Annotated in this window: 17 protein-coding genes and 3 tRNA genes; 15 read left to right on the forward strand and 5 right to left on the reverse strand. The window is 65.9% G+C overall.

Going from position 1 to position 16,023, the window contains the following annotated elements; genetic code table 11:
- Nucleotides 1–38: 38 nt before the first annotated feature.
- Nucleotides 39–362 (forward strand): ferredoxin FdxA, encoded by a 324-nt coding sequence (fdxA, locus tag GDJ08_RS03195; protein WP_017356700.1) that lies wholly within the window; start codon nucleotides 39–41, stop codon nucleotides 360–362.
- Nucleotides 363–447: 85 nt separating this feature from the next.
- On the opposite strand, the gene GDJ08_RS03200 is transcribed toward fdxA, so the two are convergent.
- Together GDJ08_RS03200 and dapA are read right to left on the reverse strand one after the other, a co-directional pair.
- The gene (locus GDJ08_RS03200) at nucleotides 448–966 is read right to left on the reverse strand and encodes a hypothetical protein (RefSeq protein ID WP_017356701.1); all 519 of its coding nucleotides are present in this window, start codon (nucleotides 964–966) and stop codon (nucleotides 448–450) included.
- 29 nt (nucleotides 967–995) lie between these two features.
- Nucleotides 996–1,889, reverse strand: a complete 894-nt coding sequence (gene dapA, locus GDJ08_RS03205) for a 4-hydroxy-tetrahydrodipicolinate synthase (protein ID WP_017356702.1) — start codon at nucleotides 1,887–1,889, stop codon at nucleotides 996–998.
- 164 nt (nucleotides 1,890–2,053) lie between these two features.
- On the opposite strand from dapA, the gene GDJ08_RS03210 reads away from it, so the two are divergent.
- From GDJ08_RS03210 to GDJ08_RS03255, 10 genes are all read left to right on the forward strand, one after another.
- Nucleotides 2,054–2,614, forward strand: a complete 561-nt coding sequence (locus GDJ08_RS03210; protein ID WP_017356703.1) for a glycine cleavage system transcriptional repressor — start codon at nucleotides 2,054–2,056, stop codon at nucleotides 2,612–2,614.
- A gap of 79 nt (nucleotides 2,615–2,693) precedes the next feature.
- On the forward strand, nucleotides 2,694–3,173 hold the full coding sequence (locus GDJ08_RS03215; protein ID WP_153164271.1) for a peroxiredoxin: 480 nt from the start codon (nucleotides 2,694–2,696) through the stop codon (nucleotides 3,171–3,173).
- An 82-nt stretch (nucleotides 3,174–3,255) separates the two neighbouring features.
- On the forward strand, nucleotides 3,256–4,653 hold the full coding sequence (locus tag GDJ08_RS03220; protein ID WP_153164272.1) for a PhoH family protein: 1,398 nt from the start codon (nucleotides 3,256–3,258) through the stop codon (nucleotides 4,651–4,653).
- A complete protein-coding gene (locus GDJ08_RS03225; protein ID WP_153164273.1) occupies nucleotides 4,650–5,156 on the forward strand; it encodes a hypothetical protein in 507 nt (168 codons plus the stop codon). The genes GDJ08_RS03220 and GDJ08_RS03225 overlap by 4 nt, the downstream gene beginning before the upstream one ends.
- A gap of 30 nt (nucleotides 5,157–5,186) precedes the next feature.
- On the forward strand, nucleotides 5,187–5,858 hold the full coding sequence (locus GDJ08_RS03230) for a YoaK family protein (protein WP_017356707.1): 672 nt from the start codon (nucleotides 5,187–5,189) through the stop codon (nucleotides 5,856–5,858).
- Between the two features lie 43 nt (nucleotides 5,859–5,901).
- Nucleotides 5,902–6,711: a bifunctional hydroxymethylpyrimidine kinase/phosphomethylpyrimidine kinase gene (gene thiD / locus GDJ08_RS03235; RefSeq protein WP_017356708.1), complete on the forward strand. Its 810-nt coding sequence runs from the start codon at nucleotides 5,902–5,904 to the stop codon at nucleotides 6,709–6,711.
- Nucleotides 6,708–7,547 (forward strand): alpha/beta hydrolase family protein, encoded by an 840-nt coding sequence (locus GDJ08_RS03240; protein ID WP_136005834.1) that lies wholly within the window; start codon nucleotides 6,708–6,710, stop codon nucleotides 7,545–7,547. Before thiD ends, GDJ08_RS03240 begins: the two co-directional genes overlap by 4 nt.
- A 61-nt stretch (nucleotides 7,548–7,608) precedes the next feature.
- A tRNA-Arg gene (locus GDJ08_RS03245) sits at nucleotides 7,609–7,685 on the forward strand.
- A 55-nt stretch (nucleotides 7,686–7,740) separates the two neighbouring features.
- Nucleotides 7,741–7,817, forward strand: a tRNA-Arg gene (locus GDJ08_RS03250).
- 38 nt (nucleotides 7,818–7,855) lie between these two features.
- Nucleotides 7,856–7,932, forward strand: a tRNA-Arg gene (locus tag GDJ08_RS03255).
- A 73-nt stretch (nucleotides 7,933–8,005) separates the two neighbouring features.
- Here GDJ08_RS03255 and GDJ08_RS03260 read toward each other — a convergent pair.
- Nucleotides 8,006–9,151, reverse strand: a complete 1,146-nt coding sequence (locus tag GDJ08_RS03260) for an alpha/beta hydrolase (RefSeq protein ID WP_136006401.1) — start codon at nucleotides 9,149–9,151, stop codon at nucleotides 8,006–8,008.
- Nucleotides 9,152–9,266: 115 nt separating this feature from the next.
- On the reverse strand, nucleotides 9,267–10,202 hold the full coding sequence (locus tag GDJ08_RS03265; RefSeq protein WP_017357634.1) for a LysR family transcriptional regulator: 936 nt from the start codon (nucleotides 10,200–10,202) through the stop codon (nucleotides 9,267–9,269).
- A 140-nt stretch (nucleotides 10,203–10,342) separates the two neighbouring features.
- Between GDJ08_RS03265 and GDJ08_RS03270 the strand changes: the two genes are divergently transcribed.
- Nucleotides 10,343–11,044 carry a pirin family protein gene (locus GDJ08_RS03270; RefSeq protein ID WP_153164274.1) on the forward strand — a complete coding sequence of 234 codons (702 nt, stop codon included), beginning with the start codon at nucleotides 10,343–10,345 and terminating at the stop codon, nucleotides 11,042–11,044.
- 57 nt (nucleotides 11,045–11,101) lie between these two features.
- Here GDJ08_RS03270 and GDJ08_RS03275 read toward each other — a convergent pair whose 3' ends face one another.
- Complete coding sequence (locus GDJ08_RS03275) at nucleotides 11,102–13,270, reverse strand: TonB-dependent siderophore receptor (RefSeq protein ID WP_484600337.1); 2,169 nt, start codon at nucleotides 13,268–13,270, stop codon at nucleotides 11,102–11,104.
- A gap of 199 nt (nucleotides 13,271–13,469) precedes the next feature.
- On the opposite strand from GDJ08_RS03275, the gene GDJ08_RS03280 reads away from it, so the two are divergent.
- The 3 genes from GDJ08_RS03280 (at nucleotide 13,470) to GDJ08_RS03290 (ending at nucleotide 15,842) form a co-directional block, all read left to right on the forward strand.
- Nucleotides 13,470–13,919 carry a hypothetical protein gene (locus GDJ08_RS03280; RefSeq protein ID WP_017357637.1) on the forward strand — a complete coding sequence of 150 codons (450 nt, stop codon included), beginning with the start codon at nucleotides 13,470–13,472 and terminating at the stop codon, nucleotides 13,917–13,919.
- A 223-nt stretch (nucleotides 13,920–14,142) separates the two neighbouring features.
- Complete coding sequence (locus GDJ08_RS03285; RefSeq protein WP_153164275.1) at nucleotides 14,143–15,297, forward strand: tyrosine-type recombinase/integrase; 1,155 nt, start codon at nucleotides 14,143–14,145, stop codon at nucleotides 15,295–15,297.
- Entirely contained in the window at nucleotides 15,294–15,842 is a 549-nt protein-coding gene (locus GDJ08_RS03290) for a hypothetical protein (RefSeq protein ID WP_153164276.1), read from the forward strand. Before GDJ08_RS03285 ends, GDJ08_RS03290 begins: the two co-directional genes overlap by 4 nt.
- The last annotated feature ends 181 nt before the right edge of the window (nucleotides 15,843–16,023 follow it).

The following is a 16,023-nucleotide window of genomic DNA, read 5'->3' on the forward strand; positions in this document are numbered from 1 at the left end:
TAGAATTGTCCGGCTCACTGTCGGATTCAGATCCAGCCATGCCTTTTGTCGTCACCGAAAACTGCATCAAGTGCAAACACACCGATTGCGTGGAAGTGTGCCCCGTGGATTGCTTCCATGAGGGTCCCAACTTCCTGGTGATCGACCCGGACGAGTGCATCGACTGCACCCTCTGCGAGCCGGAATGCCCGGTCAACGCCATTTTCCCCGAAGACGACGTGCCCGCCGGGCAGGAAGTGTTCGTGGAGCTCAATGCAGAGCTGGCCAAGGCCTGGCCGGTGCTGACCGTGCGCAAGGACCCACCCGCCGATGCCGGCGAGTGGGACGGCAAGCCGGACAAGCTCAAGTTGCTGGAGCGGTAACGAAAAAAGGCGCCCACGGCGCCTTTTTTGTTTTCGACCACCGCCGGGTGCAGCCGGGCAGCGCCCGGCCTCACCGGCCGGCACCTTACGGTGCCAGCTTGGCCTTCAGCTCACCCAGCAGCTTGACCGGGGCAGCGCCGGTAGCCGGCAGGCCCCGCGGGTCAACGGCCGAGATGTACGCGCCGGCATCCACGGCCACCACGCGCACCAGGAAGTCGCTGCCTTCGTAGGCCACGTCATAGGAGCCCAGCAGCTGGGCCTTGCTGGCGATCTTCACGCCGTCAACCGACTCCAGGGCGGTGCCGAGCCTGGCGAACACGTCTTCCTTGCTGCCAGCCACGGTGAAGCCGGCATTGTTGGCCGGCGCCTGCGCGGACGCCGCCGGGGCCGGCTTGACCGCCTGCGAGGCCAATGCCGGCACCTGCGCGCCGCCGGTGGTGCTGGGCACGGTCAGATCCGGCGGGATTTCCAGCGGACGCACTTCGGGCGCCAGCGCGTAGTCGCCCTTTGCGCCGCGCTTGAAGCAGCCGGTGGTGCCCACGAGGGTAGCGGTGGCCAGAATCGCGAAGGACAGCACGCGAATGGCGGAAACGGATTGACGCATATGAATCTCCTGGGTCAGGCCACTGTCGATCAGTGGCTGGATAGTGCTTCGAGCGCGCCGATGTCGCTGGCCAGATGTCCGGCGGCGGCATGGTGGGCTTCGGACAAGGGCAGCAGGGGCAGACGCAGTCCGTCGCCGATGCCGATCCGGCGCAGCAGGTCCTTCACCGGGATCGGATTGGATTCCACACCGCAGAATTCATGGAACGGCTCCAGTCGTGCATCCCACGACTCGGTCGCCTCGCGCTCGCCGGCGGCGGCAAGGTCGCACATGCGGCGGTATGCACCGGGCAGGACGTTGGAACCCACCGAAATCAGGCCATCGACGCCGGACAGGATCGAACGCGCGGCAGTACCGTCATCGCCACTGAGAATGGCGAAGTCGGGCGAACGCAGCGCCAGCAGCGCGTTGACGCGGCCGGTGTCGCCCACCGCTTCCTTGATGCCGACGATGTTCGGATGCCGGGCAAGTTCGGCCACGGTCTCCGGCAACATGTCGCAACCGGTCCGCCCCGGCACGTTGTAGAGCACCACCGGCAGGCCGCCCTGGTCGGCGACCGCACGGTAATGCGCGATCAGGCCGGCCTGGGTCGGGCGCACGTACGGCGGCGTCACCACCAGCGCATGGGTGGCGCCGTTGGCGGCTGCACGGCGGGTCTGCTCGATGGTTTTGGCGGTTCCCGACAACCCGGTCCCGGCCAGCACCGGGATGCGGCCGCCCACGGCCTTGACCGCGCTGCGCAGCAGCAGGTCGTATTCGTCGTCGGACAGGGTGGCCGCTTCGCCGGTCGAGCCGGCCACGACCACACCGCGGACACCACCCTCCAGTTGCAGGTGCAGCAGACGCTGCCAACCGTCGGGATCCAATGCGCCGTCAGCCTGGAAAGGCGTCGCCAGCGCGGTGATGAGACCGGAAAGGGACAAGGAAACGATGCTCTGAAGAGAGAGGGAGGCGGACCGGGCTAAACGCCGGCCGGATGTACTTTGCATGTTACTTGCGGGTCGAAAGCGCGGGCAAGTATGCTGGACCCAGGTGAACGGGCCGTCGCCGGTGCCGTTCAGACTCACCCTGCATTACCGGAACCACCTTGACCGACACCACGCCGCGGCCTGCGCCGACCGAAAACCATCTCCTGATCAACGCCTATACGACGCATCCGGAGTCCCCCCTGCTGCCCGTGACCCGGCGGATCTCCGATAGTGGCTGCAACCTGGTCGACGCGCGCCTGGCCACCGTGGGCCGTGATGTCTCGGTCACCGCCCTGGCCACCGGCTCGTGGGACTCGGTCGCCAAGCTCGAAGCGATGCTCACCCGCCTGGAGCGCGAGGAAGGCCTGAAGCTGGTCTGGTACCGCACCGGTGCCAAGCAGGCGCAGTCCAACCTGCTGCCCTACATCGTGGAAGTGATTGCCGCCGACAAGCCTGGCATCCTGTTCCAGCTGGCCGATTTCTTCGACCGCCAGGGCATCACCATCGAGAACCTGCAGAGCACGCGTTACCGCGCCATGCAGACCGGTGCGGAAATGTTCTCCGCACAGGTCACCATCGGCGTGCCCGCCAACATGCACATCGCCGCACTGCGCGACGATTTCCTCGAGTTCTGCGACCACCTCAACCTGGACGCGATCATGGACCCGATGAAGTTCTGACGGCTTCGCGCGTTCGTCACGAGCGCGCGGTGTTTCATGCAGTTGTAGTAGACGCACCCCAGGATCCGGAAAGGACCTCATGAACGACGGCGACACCCTGGACAGCACCACCCTCGCGCTTCCGCTGGCCCTGTCCGGCGGCGAACACACCACCCTCGCCGCACTCGCCGGCCAGTGGCTGGTGTTGTACTTCTACCCCAAGGACAGCACGCCGGGCTGCACCACCGAGGGCATCGATTTCAATGCCCTGCTGCCGGATTTCACGCGCCTGGATGCGCGCGTGTTCGGCGTCTCCCGCGACTCGGTCAGATCCCACGACACCTTCTGCGCCAAGCAGGGATTCGCGTTTCCGCTGATCAGCGATGCCGACGAAGCGCTATGCACCGCATTCGACGTGATCCGGCTGAAGAACAGGTACGGCAAGCAGGTGCGTGGCATCGAACGCAGCACCTTCCTCATCTCACCCGACAGTCGTATCGTGCAGTCGTGGCGCAAGGTGAAAGTCGCCGGCCACGCCGCATCCGTCCTTGAAGCCCTGAAGGCCGCGAAAACCCAGTGACCAACCCGGCACCCCCCAATGGCCATCACCCTGCCCCGCAGGCCGTGATGGCTTGTCCCTGTTCTGCCACCAGGAAATGACGATGACCCGAGGCAAGCGCATCTACGTACTGGATACCAACGTGCTGATGCACGATCCAACCGCGCTGTTCAAGTTCGAGGAGCATGATGTCTACCTGCCGATGCAGGTGATCGAAGAGCTGGACAACGGCAAGAAGGGCACCACCGAGGCGAGCCGCAATGCGCGCCAGGTGAGCCGCTTCCTCAATGAGCTGGTGCAGGCGTCGGGCCTGGACAATCTCGCCGACGGCATCCCGCTGCAGCGCCCGAACGGCCTGCAGCTGCGCGGCAAGCAGAGCGTGGGCCTGCTGCGCTTCCAGACCAGCCATTTCGAGGCGGGCAAGAGCTTCGGCGCGGTGATCCCGGACAACGCCATCCTCGGTGCGATTCTGGCCCTGAAGGAGCAGATCCCGGAGATCCCGGTGGTGTTCGTGTCCAAGGACATCAACCTGCGGATCAAGGCGGCCATCGCCGGCATCGTGTCGGAAGACTACGAGAACGACCGTGCGCTGGACGACTTCAGCCTGCTCTACACCGGCGCCACCGAGCTGCCGGAGGATTTCTGGAAGAAGCACACCGACAACCTCCGCAGCTGGAGCGACAAGGGCCGCACCAGTTACGAAATCCTCGCCAGTGACGATGAGAGCTGGCATCCCAACCAGTACGCCTACCTGCCCGGCGACGACGAGGTTGAGCTGCGCGTGGCCAAGGTCGATGGCGACAAGGTCACCCTGTCGCTGGTCAATGATTTCCGCCACGGCAGCCATGCGGTCTGGGGCATCAGCGCGCGCAACCGCGAACAGAACTTCGCGCTCAACGCGTTGATGGATCCGGAGATCGATTTTGTCACCCTGCTGGGCACCGCCGGCACCGGCAAGACCCTGCTCGCGCTCGCCGCCGGCCTGGCGCAGACGATGGACCAGCAGCGTTACCGCGAGATCATCATGACCCGCGCCACGGTCAGCGTCGGCGAAGACATCGGCTTCCTGCCCGGTACCGAGGAGGAAAAGATGACGCCGTGGATGGGCGCGCTGACCGACAACCTGGAGGTGCTCACCCACACCCAGGAAGGCGGCGCCTGGGGGCGTGCGGCGACCAACGACCTGATCGCCAGCCGGATCAAGATCCGCTCGCTGAACTTCATGCGCGGACGCACCTTCCTGTCGCGCTACCTGATCCTGGATGAGGCGCAGAACCTCACCCCCAAGCAGATGAAGACGCTGATCACCCGTGCCGGCCCCGGCACCAAGATCGTCTGCCTGGGCAACGTCGAACAGATCGACACCCCGTACTTGACCGAAACCACCTCGGGCCTGACCTACGCGGTGGACCGTTTCAAGAACTGGCCGCACAGCGCCCATGTCACGCTGCGCCGTGGCGAGCGTTCGCGCCTGGCTGACTACGCCTCGGAGGTGTTGTGAACCCTTTCCTGTCCCGTGCCGCCCTGCCGCTGGCGCTTGCTGCGCTGGCGGCAGCCTGCACGCCGTCCAACACGCGCCCCGGCAGCACCATCCCGACCGCAGTCAAGGCCGGCCAGTCCTGGGTGGTCACCCGCCCGGTGATCGCCGCCCAGGTGCTGGATACCTGCTCGCGCACCAGCCCCGGCCGCGAGCCGGGGCGGGTCACCGGCTACTGGGCGCCGAGCCGGCAGCAGGTCGAGCAGCTTGAAGCCGCCTTGCCTTCGCTGGAGGCGCACGTGCCCAGGGCCGGCGATTTTGATCGCCAGTACGTCGGCATCGAACGCGATGGGCGCCAGCTGATCTACCTCAACGCTTTCCACCTGCCCGACGGCAGCGACATCGATCCGGCGCGCGAGGCGATCCGCGTCTGCGATGGCGGTGCGCAGTTCTGGGGCGCGGTGTTCGATCCGGCCAGCGGCCAGTTCTCCGATGTGCAGTTCAACGGCCCCCCTGCGGGCCGCTGAGCATCCCGTGATCAACGCCGTCCACGGCCGATGAGCATCCGGCTGCCCACGTGGGTATGGGTCGGCGCGATCGCGCTGTCCTGTGTGGCCGGCATGGTCAACGTGGTCGGCTTCCTCGGGTTCGAGCACCAGGCGGTCAGCCACATGACCGGCACCACCAGCCAGCTCGGCATGGCCCTGGCACAGGGCGACTGGCGTGTGGTCGGGCACCTGTGGGGCCTGCTCATTGCGTTCTGCCTGGGGGCCATGCTCAGCGGCATGATCGTGCAGGACAGCGCCCTGCAGCTCGGCCGCCGCTATGGCGTGGTGCTGACGCTGGAATCGCTGCTGCTGCTGATCGCCATTCCGCTGTTCAAGCAGCAGCAGATCTGGGGTGCGCTCGCCGCCGCGATGGCCTGTGGCCTGCAGAACGCGATGGCCACGACCTTCAGCGGCGCCGTGGTGCGCACCACCCATCTCAGCGGCATGTTCACCGACCTCGGGATCGGGCTGGGACATCTGCTGCGCGGCCTGCCACTGCCGATCCGTCGCCTGACCCTCAGCGGACTGATCGTCAGCGGTTTCCTCGCCGGCGGCATCCTCGGCGCCTGGCTGTTCCTGCGGGTTGGTTACGACGCCCTGCTCGCCCCGGCACTGCTGACCGGCGGCACCGGCCTGGGTTACGTGCTGCACGCACAATGGCGACGCCTGCAACGGCCCTGAGCGCGCGCCAGCACCGCTGCCGCAAACACTGCACAATCAGCGCATGAGCCCATCCACTCCCGTTTCCGCCCTGACCATCGCCGGTTCCGATTCCGGGGGCGGCGCAGGCATCCAGGCCGACCTGAAGGCCTTTGCCGCCCATCGCGTGCACGGCCTGTCGGTGATCGCCGCGCTGACCGCGCAGAACACCCGCGGCGTCACTGCCGTCCATGTGCCCCCGCTGGAGTTCCTGCAGGCGCAGATCGATGCCTGCTTCGCCGATTTCGAAATCCACGCGGTGAAGCTGGGCATGCTGGCCAACGCCGAGGTGATCGGGCGGGTTGCCGACGCACTGGAAACACACCGCCCGCCGCACGTGGTGCTCGACCCGGTGATGGTGGCCACCAGCGGCGCCAGGCTGCTGGAGGAGAGCGCGCTGCACGCCATGCGCACCCGCCTGATCCCATTGGCCACGCTGCTGACGCCCAACATCCCGGAGGCCGAACTGCTGCTCGGGCGTCGCATTGTCACCGCCGACGATGCCGAAGATGCCGCCGGTGCGCTGCTGGCGCTCGGCGCGGGCGCCGTTCTGCTCAAGGGCGGTCATCTGGACGAGGGCGCACGCGTGATCGACCGCTACTTCGATGGCGTCACCCGCGATGACTTCATCCACGCGCGCCTGCCGGTCGATGCCCACGGCACCGGCTGCACGCTGGCGTCGGCGATCGCCGCGCAGTTGTGCCAGGGGCTGTCAGTGCCGAACGCCTGCGAGGCCGCCATCGACTACGTGGCCCGCGGCCTGCAGAGCGGGTACTACCCCGGCCGCAGCGAGGTGCTGGTGATCGATCACTTCGGCGCGGCGCGTCCTGCATGATCGATGCGCTGACCCTGCCCGTGCAGTCCGACGATGGCCATCGTACCGACCTGCTGGTGCGCCGCCCGGCCACGCCGCAGGCGCGCCTGCTGTGGCTGCCGGCACTGGGCGTGGCCGCACGCCACTACCTGCCGCTGGCCGAGGCGCTCGCCGCGCGCGGCCTTGCCGTGCACCTGCATGAGTGGCGCGGCAACGGCAGCAGCAGCCTGCGTCCATCGCGCACGCAGGACTGGGGCTACCGCGAGATCCTCCAGCGCGACCTGCCGGCCAGCCTGGCGCAGGTGCAGGCCCAGGGCAGCGCACCGTTGATCATTGGCGGCCACAGCCTCGGCGGCCAGCTTGCCTGCGCGTTCGCCGGACTCAACCCGGACGTCGTCGCCCGGTTCTGGCTGGTCGCCAGCGGCACGCCATACTGGCGCACCTTCCCCGCGCCGCGCGGCTGGACCTTGCCACTGATCTACCGCTTCCTGCCGTGGCTGGCCCAGCGCCAGGGCGTGCTGCACGGACGCCGCGTGGGATTTGGCGGCACCGAAGCGCGCGGCCTGATCCGCGACTGGGCACGCGTGGGCCTGAGCAACCACTACTGCGGCGAGGGCATCGCGCAGGACCTCGACCTCGCCATGCGCGCGGTCCGCGGCCAGGCGACGGCGGTGATCATGGCCGACGACTGGCTGGCACCGGCAACGTCGATGCAGGGCCTGCTGGCCAAGCTGCCGCAGGTACGATCGACGCTGACCGTGCTGTCCGCCGCCACGCTGGGCGCACGCGCCGACCACTTCGCCTGGATGAAGGCGCCGGAGGCCGTTGCCGACACACTTTTTCATTCATTTGAATGAAGACCTTCACAAAAGCGTTGACGAATGCGACGTCGATCCGCATAATTCCGCTCCTGTTGACGCGCCCGTAGCTCAGTTGGATAGAGTACCTGGCTACGAACCAGGCGGTCGGGAGTTCGAATCTCTCCGGGCGCACCATCAACAGGCTGACAACGCCGCCGTTGGCAGCAGCAGTACAAAACGCGATGCACATGCGCCCGTAGCTCAGTTGGATAGAGTACCTGGCTACGAACCAGGCGGTCGGGAGTTCGAATCTCTCCGGGCGCACCACTGCATCGCGTGCAGCACTACAATCAGACAATGCAAATGCGCCCGTAGCTCAGTTGGATAGAGTACCTGGCTACGAACCAGGCGGTCGGGAGTTCGAATCTCTCCGGGCGCACCATTGCATCGACAAGAACGGCAGCCCTCGGCTGCTGTTTTTTTTGGCCGTCTCCCCGCAACCCGGCGCGCGACGCTCATCCGCGCGACATCGCCTGCACCCGCACCGCCTGCATCACCAGGCGATCCGCCGCGCCCGGCAGTGCGGGCGCCGGGCACGCACCACCGGCGGGGTCGTCGTGCGCCAGCCAGTCGTCCACCACACCGCCCAGCAGATCCACGCGCAGCGGCAGCGTGATGTGGTCCTCGCCGCGCATCTCGATGTAGTGCACGCGCGGACTGGATGATGCCAGCCGACGCCCCTGCTCCACCCGGACATGCTGGTCATCCTGGCCATGCAGCAGCAGGACGCAGGCCTGCGTGCCGGACAGTGCGCGGGCCACATCGACGCGGTCCAGGTCCAGGTCCAGCCGCTGGCTGGCGGCGGCGATCACCTGGTCGATGTCCTGCCCCCCGTAGCGCCAGCGCCCGTACGCGGCCACCGCCTGCGCCTTCCAGCCACTCGGCTGCAGCGACATCAGGTGCGGAATCATGCTGCGGATCGCGTCGCCGGCATTGGCAAAGGACTCCATCGCGACCACGCCGGTGACCTGGTCGCCCAGCTTGTCGGCAGTGAACAACGCCGTGGCCGCCCCGTAAGAGACGCCGAACAGGTACAGCGGACCCGCGACTTCGCCGCGCTGGCGCAGCGTGCCGATCACATCGACCACATCGTCCGATTCGAACGTGCCATAGCCGGCCGGACCGGCGCCGGAATGACCGTGGTTGCGCAGGTCGATGGTGACCACGCGGTAGCCGGCCTGCGCCAGCTGCAGCGACCACGGCAGCATCGCATCGCCGTTCATCATCCACCCATGAAGGAGCACGACGGTGCCGCGCGGCGCCTGCGGCCGGAACGGATGCGGCACCGCCAGCTGCAGGCCGGTCTGCAGCGGCAGGCCGTTGTCGTGCTGTTGGGCCAGGTAGTGGTAGCGCGCGCCGTACTGGCCAGGATCGAACGCCCGCCAGAAGATCGGCACGCCCGCGCGGCCGGTGACGAAACCGTGTCGGTTCGGCACCGACGCCACCGCGTCGGCGATGCGCGCGGTATCCAGCAGCGTGGACACGCCGCCGGGGGCGACCAGACGATCGCTCAGCGACGTGGACGCGGACGAGGTCAGCGAGGAGCAGGCAGCCAGCCACAGGCCGGCCCCGGCCAGCAGCAACAGCAGCAGGCGTTTCATGGGCGTGGACGGACTTCAACGGGCCGGGCAGCGTACTGGCTGCGCCGCCGGCGCTCTATCGCACCGGGATGACGATGGCATGACAGCGCACCATCGGTTCAGCTTGGCCGGCGGCTCAGGCGCCGTGCCCGAGCCACGTCGCCATCGTCGGCCACCAGCCCTCGATCACCTGGGGCCGCTGCATGCGCTCGCGCCACCAGCGCAGCCCCGCGCCCTCCTCGCCGGTCCGCCAGGCCAGCCAGAAGGTTTCATCCGGCTTGGGCTCGTCCACCTGCCGGATCACCAGCCGCCCCTCGCGCACCGCCTGACGCACGTACGGCTCGGGCAGGAAGCCAAAGCCAAGACCGGCGCACTGGAGGCGGAACTTGCTGGCCGTATCGGGCACGGTCACTGTGTCCTGGCCCATCAGCAGGCCGACCGTGCGCGGCAGCAGCCGGCGCGCCGAGTCCGCCACCGCGATCGCGCAATGCGCCGCCAGCACCTCCCGTCCGAGCGGCTCAGGCGCTGTCGCCAACGGGTGCGAGGGCGCCACGGCAAAGACGAAGCGCACCACGCCCATCGGCTCGACCACGTATCCGCCCCCGCTCGGCCCCTCGCCCGCCGCGCCGACCAGCAGGTCCGCCCGGCGGTCCAGCAGGGCCTCCCAGGTGCCGGACAACGCCTCACTGACCAGCCGCACCCGGGTCTGTTCGGCCACCGCCGTGAACGCCCGCACGTCCTCGGCCAGCAGCGCCGGGGGGAACATCGCATCCACCGCCACGGTCAGTTCGGCCTCCCAGCCGGACGCTACCCGGCGCACCCGCATTTCCAGCTCGCGCGCGGCGCGCAGCAGGTGCCGCCCCTCCTCCAGCAGCGCCTCGCCGGCCGCGGTCAGGTGCGCGCGCGGGCCGATCCGGTCGAACAGCTGGACGCCCAGGTCCTCCTCCAGCTTGGACACCGTGTAGGAAATCGTCGATGGCACCTTGTGCAGCGCCTTGCCGGCGGCGGCGAACGAGCCGCGGCGGTCGATGGCATCCAGGATCTGCAGGGCATCGAGGCTGAGCTTGAGCATTCGAATTTTTCGATGATGGCTTGCAAAACTATCCGTTTTTCAAGTCCGTGGCGCAAGCGGATACTGGCCGCAACAGGAAAGGGAGCGGCAGCCGCCGCCCCGGACCGCCATCGAAACCATCGAACACCCAGGAGATTCCCATGCTGCAGATCCGCAAGAGCAACACCCGTGGCAAGGCCGACCACGGCTGGCTGAACTCCATGCACACCTTCTCCTTCGCCAACTACTATGACCCGCGCTATGTCAGCTTCGGCCCTCTGCGCGTGATCAACGAAGACCGCGTCCAGGGCGGCCAGGGCTTCGGCACCCACAGCCACAGCAACATGGAGATCATCTCCTACGTGCTTGGCGGCGCGCTGGAGCACAAGGACTCGATGGGCACCGGCTCGGTGCTGCGCTATGGCGACGTGCAGCGGATGAGTGCGGGCAGCGGCGTCAGCCACAGCGAGTTCAACCACTCGGCCGACGAGGCGGTGCACTTCCTGCAGATCTGGCTGTTCCCCGACCAGGAGAACATCGCCCCGAGCTACCAGGAAACCCACTTCGCGCGGGACACCAAGCGCGGCCAGCTCCGCCTGATCGCCTCGCGCGATGGCCGCGACGGTTCGCTGCTGATCCACCAGGATGCCAACATCTACGCGACCATCCTGGATGGCGATGACCGCGTGCACGTGCCGCTGGCCCCGCGTCGCGGCGCCTATGTGCAGGTCGCCCGTGGCCAGCTCCAGGTCAACGGCATCACCCTGGAAGCCGGTGATGCGCTGCAGATCAGCGACGAGGCGCAGGTCACGCTGGAGAATGGCAACGATGCCGAAGTGATCGTCTTTGAGCTGCCGCTGTAATCCCCCCCACTGAAACGCCGACACCCCGGTTGCCCGGGGTGTCGTGCGTTGCGCGGATCAGAACCTGTAGTTGAGCGTCAGGCGCACGTTGCGCGGCTCGCCCCAGGTGTAGGTGCTGTACCAGCTGAAGATCGTGTAATAACGCTTGTCGAGCAGGTTGTTGACGTTGACCGTCGCCGACAGCTGGTCGTTGAACTGGTAGCGCGCCATCGCATCCAGCAGCCAGTACGGCTCAGTGCGATGGACCTGGCTTCCGCCGGTGGCCGGGTGGGTGATGGTGCCGAACGTACTGCCCTGCCAGCGCGCACCACCGCCAACGCTCCAGCCCTGCCCCGCACCGGTGAGGCGGTAGGTGCTGTGCACGCTGAACTGGTCTTCCGGTTCCAGCGTGGAGACCTTGGTGGACTGCTGCCGCGCGATCTTGTGCGCGTAGCCGCCCTGGACCTGCCAGCCCGGCGCGAGCTGACCGGAGATCTCCAGCTCATAGCCCCTGGTCCGCACGCCCATCAGCCCTTCATAGGCGATGCCACCGCCCGGTGTCCTGCCGCCGGTGGGCTGCGCGTAGTTGTCCTGCTCCAGCTGGAACACCGCCGCGCTCGCGTTGAGACGCCCCTCGTAGAACTCCGCCTTCAGGCCGGCCTCGTAGCTGCGCCCTTCCAACGGGTCCAGCACCCGACCCTGTTCGTCCTGGTTGCCCTGCGGCTTGAAAATGGTGCTGTAGCTGGCAAACACCGAGACGGTGCGGCTGAGGTCGTACACCACGCCGGCGTACGGCACGACCACGCCGCTCTCGTCGGTATCCGGGGATGTGTAGTTGGCGATGCGGCTGCCGAGGATCAGCTTCAGCGGGTCGGCCAGGTCGAAGCGGCTCACCACATAGGCACCGCTCTCCCGGGTGACCTGGTTGTCCCCATAGCTCCACTGCCAGTCCGGCTCGGGCACATCGCCGGTCCAGGCGTAATAGTCGGCAACGTCGCTCACGTAACCCGGCTGGGGCGAATACCCGTTGTTGACCCAGCGCTTGCGCGACACACTCCCGCCCACCACCAGTTCGTGCTGGCGACCGAACCATTCGAACCGGCCGCTCACGTACAGATCGGCGGCATTGCTGGTGGTCTTGCCGATGTACTGGCCCAGCCACATGCTCACGCCCTCGCCGGTGACGGGATCGGGATTGCCGCCGGCCGCCGCTCCCAGCGAGGCGTCGTAACCGTTGACCTGGTGGTTGAGCTGCAGCTTGGCGACCCAGTCGTTGCCGAAGGTGTGCTCCAGCGTGGCAAAGCCGGTGCGGGCGTACTGGCCCCAGCGGCTCCAGCGTGCGCCATTGTTGAATGAGCGCGGCATGCGATTGAACTTGCCCGCGCTGTCCAGCAGTGGAATGCCGCCCCAGCTTGAGCCCTTGGGATCGCTGTCCTGGTAGTCGGCCCCCACCGTCAGCAGCGTGCTGTCGCCGATGTCGGTTTCCAGAATGCCGTAGAAGACCTCGTTGCTGCGCTGGTAATGGTCGACGTTGGACTGCTTGTCCTGGTACGCCGCCACCGCGCGTCCGCGCACGCGGCCGCTCCCGGTCAACGGACCACCGACATCCACGTCGGCCCGGTAGCTGTCCCACGAACCGGCCCCCAGCGTGACACTGCCGGCCGGCGTGCGGGTCGGCTTCTTGCGCACCAGGTTGATCGTCGCGCCGGGGTCCCCCATGCCGGTCAGCAGGCCGGTCGCGCCCTTGAGCACCTCGATGCGGTCGTAGATGGCGGTATCACTGAGCGTGTTGCCCGCCGAGTACGCCGAATCGCGCGCCATCGGGATGCCGTCGTACTGGAAGTTCTGCATCGCGAAGCCGCGTGCGTAGTACTCGGTGCGCTCGCTGTCGTAGGTGACGATGCTGATGCCCGGGGTGACCTTCATGACGTCGTCGATGCCATTGAGCCCGAAGTCGTTCATTTCCTGACGGGTGATCACGCTGATCGACTGCGGCGTCTGGCGCGGGCTGAGCACCAGACGCGTGGCGGTGGCGATCGTGCCCGGCGTGTAGGAGCCACTGCCTTCGGTCACTGTGCCCAATTGATTGGCGGTGACCTGCACCGTCGGCAGGGTCTGGGCAGCAGCATCCTCCGGCGGCGCCTCCTCCGCCTGCGCGGCGGGGGCAAACAGACCCAGCCCGAGCACGCCACTCAGGGCCACGGTGAGCAGGGACAGGGAGGGTGCCGACGGACGTTCGGCAGGAATACGGCCCGAACGGGCCTGGGCAGTACGGGACACGACAACGGACACGGCAACGCCTCCAGTGAGGAACGACATCCTCTGGCGGCGGCTGGAGGTAGATGGGGGGAGGAAGGCGCTAGGGCGCTTCCGCGGCAGCCACATGTTACAGCCTGCGGACATGCGATGCTTGGCGCCGCTGGATGCCCTGACTGGAGAAACACGGATGTACATCGCGCTTGCGACATCGCTGCTGCTGGCCCTCGCCGTCGCGGCCGCCCCACCGCAACTGGAGGACTACCCGGTCGAACTGACCCGGATCGACCATTTCGCACCAACCCGGCCTCCGCACGACGGGGTGACCTGGAAAATGGACATGTACCTGCGCGGCGACGGCCAGGACGGCGACCTCGACTTCGCGGACCGTTTCACCGTCTACCTGGCCGGCTGCGGCAGCGGCTGCATCGAATACGTATTGATCGACCGCGTCAGTGGCGAGGTCCACCCGGGCCAGACCCTCAACAACGGGCGCTTGGCTCACCGGCGCGACAGTCGCCTGTTGATCGTCACGCAGAACGACGGCTACGGGCATCCCGACCGGATCGAGTATCTGCTGTGGACGGGTGAACGGCTGGAGCGCATCGCGTACGAAGAGCGCGCCTTCGTCCCCGACTGAGACCTGCCGGGTGATGCAGCGGCCGCCCAAACAGAAAGGCCTTCGTACTTGCGTACGAAGGCCTTCTGCATAACTGGCGGAGCGGGAGGCCGATTTAGCCATCTCACGCTGTCTCATGTGATCGCAAATCCCTGTTGTATCAGCCGTTGCGACTCCACACCCTTACCATCCTGTCTCATACAATCGCACCCACAAGCATGGGGCAAATGATGGGGCAGATCTGATGGCAAGACCAACGAATCGGCTAAGCGCGCGCGCCGTTCAGACCACTATCAAACAAGGCTACCACGCTGATGGCGCGGGCCTGTACCTTCTGGTCGGTCCTACCGGGGCCAAATCTTGGGTGCTGCGCTATCAGCGCGACGGCCGCCGACGAGAGATGGGCCTCGGCTCGGCCGGGGTGGTATCCCTCCAGGAAGCGCGCGCGTCTGCTCTCGAGCAGCGAAAGATGCTCGTAGCAGGCGAGGACCCCATTTCGGCTAGGCGCGTTGCCCGAGCTGCTGGCGCGACCTTCGGCGAGGCCGCCGATGCATACATTGCATCCCACCGATCCGGTTGGAAGAACGATGCCCAAGCTGATCAGTGGACGCAATCCCTTCGCGACTACGGGCCGAACCGCACGATACCGATCACCGAGGTCGACACCCGTGTCGTGATGGCCTGCCTGAGGCCAATATGGGAAGCCAAGACGGTTACGGCGACCCGAGTGCGCGGTCGCATCGAGCGTGTTTTGGACTGGGCCAAAGTGCATGGCATGCGAGAGGGCGAGAACCCGGCGCGCTGGCGCGGCCACTTGGAGAACCTGCTACCCAAGCCTAGCAAAGTGAGCAAAACCCAGCACCACGCGGCAATGCCTTATGGACAAACACCAGCGTTCATGAAGATCCTGGCACAGCGAGATGCCCGATCACGCCGCGCCCTGCGCTTCACGATCCTGACGGCAGCACGTACTGAAGAGGTCACAGGTGCTGACTGGTCAGAATTCGATTTGAAAGGAAAGCTCTGGACCATCCCCGCCGGACGGATGAAGGGAGGCCGGCAACACGTGGTTCCACTGACCCAAGCCGCCCTTAACATCCTTGATCCGCTGCCACGCAATGAACCGCCGTTCTCGCTGTCTGAGAACGCGATGCTCTACCTGCTACAGAAGACACCCCCCAAAGGGCTCGGGCTACCATTCACGGTCCACGGCTTTCGGTCCAGCTTCCGGGACTGGGCCGCCGAAACCACCGACTTTCCTCATGAGGTTGTGGAGATGGCATTAGCACACGCAATTCGAAACAAAGCAGAAGCGGCCTATCGGCGCGGTCACCTCATCGAAAAACGAGCCCTACTAATGAACGCCTGGGCCCAGCATCTCCTAGGGGAAACGTCTTGAACATCAACAACGTCGTTGCAGCCCATCTAGCCGCGAAAGAGAGTTCTGCCTTGAGTTCAACAGACGTAATCGCGATCGCAACCGGAGTAGTAGCACTGCTTGCGCTTATCACATCGTTTTACTTCGGCTGGCTACAGAGACGGTCATACCACCTGAGCGCAAAGCCGATCCTTGACTTTGAACTTGGAACTCAAGGGACTCTCCTTTCCGTATTTAACGATGGCATAGGCCCAGCAATCGTTGACAGCTTCGTTTGTAGATCAAACGGGCAGACCATAGACTTGCTCACCGATAGCGGCATGCAAACTTGCTGCGAGCTACTCACCGCAGGGACTAGCATCACTGAAGGCCTCCTGCTCTACTCCATCAGCAACAACTCAGTAATCGGGGTAGGAAGAAAATGCTTAGTAATATCCACGCCCGACCGCCCTCAAAAAGCGTGCCGAATGAAGATTCGTGAGAACTACTCGACGTTTGAGCTTGAGGTCCACTATCGCTGTATCTATGGCAATAAATACAAGACTATCCACTCTGGATTCGAATAGAGGAGAGCATTCAAGATTTTGGGCAGTCACCAGAAGCGAAGACACTGTGTAAGTTAGAGATTAAAAGTTCTAACCGATAAGTAATGCCAGCAAGGGATAGCGCCGCTCTCGTTTTCAGGAGCCACCCCCGTGAAACCATTGGCGCGCCTCACCTCTGGCGGGGGTTTTCAGGATCAGATTA

Origin of the sequence: Stenotrophomonas nematodicola (genome assembly GCF_009467805.1) — a bacterium.
In the GTDB taxonomy this organism is placed as follows: domain Bacteria; phylum Pseudomonadota; class Gammaproteobacteria; order Xanthomonadales; family Xanthomonadaceae; genus Stenotrophomonas; species Stenotrophomonas nematodicola.

Excerpts from the sequence above, each read along its gene's own strand:
- GDJ08_RS03240 (WP_136005834.1), top strand. The coding sequence starts at position 6,708 with ATGATCGATGCGCTGACCCTGCCCGTGCAGTCCGACGATGGCCATCGT.
- GDJ08_RS03265 (WP_017357634.1), bottom strand. The coding sequence starts at position 10,202 with ATGCTCAAGCTCAGCCTCGATGCCCTGCAGATCCTGGATGCCATCGAC.
- GDJ08_RS03260 (WP_136006401.1), bottom strand. The coding sequence starts at position 9,151 with ATGAAACGCCTGCTGCTGTTGCTGCTGGCCGGGGCCGGCCTGTGGCTG.
- GDJ08_RS03200 (WP_017356701.1), bottom strand. The coding sequence starts at position 966 with ATGCGTCAATCCGTTTCCGCCATTCGCGTGCTGTCCTTCGCGATTCTG.
- GDJ08_RS03215 (WP_153164271.1), top strand. The coding sequence starts at position 2,694 with ATGAACGACGGCGACACCCTGGACAGCACCACCCTCGCGCTTCCGCTG.
- GDJ08_RS03220 (WP_153164272.1), top strand. The coding sequence starts at position 3,256 with ATGACCCGAGGCAAGCGCATCTACGTACTGGATACCAACGTGCTGATG.
- GDJ08_RS03270 (WP_153164274.1), top strand. The coding sequence starts at position 10,343 with ATGCTGCAGATCCGCAAGAGCAACACCCGTGGCAAGGCCGACCACGGC.
- GDJ08_RS03285 (WP_153164275.1), top strand. The coding sequence starts at position 14,143 with ATGGCAAGACCAACGAATCGGCTAAGCGCGCGCGCCGTTCAGACCACT.
- thiD (WP_017356708.1), top strand. The coding sequence starts at position 5,902 with ATGAGCCCATCCACTCCCGTTTCCGCCCTGACCATCGCCGGTTCCGAT.
- fdxA (WP_017356700.1), top strand. The coding sequence starts at position 39 with ATGCCTTTTGTCGTCACCGAAAACTGCATCAAGTGCAAACACACCGAT.
- GDJ08_RS03230 (WP_017356707.1), top strand. The coding sequence starts at position 5,187 with ATGAGCATCCGGCTGCCCACGTGGGTATGGGTCGGCGCGATCGCGCTG.
- GDJ08_RS03280 (WP_017357637.1), top strand. The coding sequence starts at position 13,470 with ATGTACATCGCGCTTGCGACATCGCTGCTGCTGGCCCTCGCCGTCGCG.